Origin of the sequence: Gilvimarinus gilvus (assembly GCF_030518155.1) — a bacterium.
Taxonomy (GTDB): Bacteria; Pseudomonadota; Gammaproteobacteria; order Pseudomonadales; family Cellvibrionaceae; genus Gilvimarinus; species Gilvimarinus gilvus.
Window position 1 is genome coordinate 1 of record NZ_JAULRU010000385.1, and the last position, 307, is coordinate 307.

Consider the following 307-nt stretch of genomic DNA (forward strand, 5'->3'; position numbering starts at 1 on the left):
CAGATACTGCTTGGGGCGGTCGGCAGCCATGCGGGCGCCTACGCCCGCCGCTGGAATCACGGCCCAGAAGGCCGGTAAGGTATCGATCATTTCTGTGGCAACTGGAAGAGGGTTTCACCCTCCTTGACCATCCCCAATTCATGGCGAGCCCGCTCTTCAACGGTCTCCATGCCTTTTTTCAGCTCCAGCACTTCAGCATCGAGCACGCGATTACGCTCCAGCAGGCGCTCGTTTTCGGCGTGCTGTTCAGCAATCTGCTGCTTCAGCTCGGTCACTTGCGCCAGGCTGCCATTGCCGACCCACAGAC

At 59.9% G+C, this 307-nt stretch carries 1 protein-coding gene; it reads right to left on the bottom strand.

Annotated elements, in window-relative coordinates; genetic code table 11:
* Window positions 1-86: 86 nt before the first annotated feature.
* Window positions 87-305 carry a septum formation initiator family protein gene (locus QWI17_RS06690; protein ID WP_302721755.1) on the bottom strand — a complete coding sequence of 73 codons (219 nt, stop codon included), beginning with the start codon at window positions 303-305 and terminating at the stop codon, window positions 87-89.
* Window positions 306-307 lie beyond the last annotated feature (2 nt).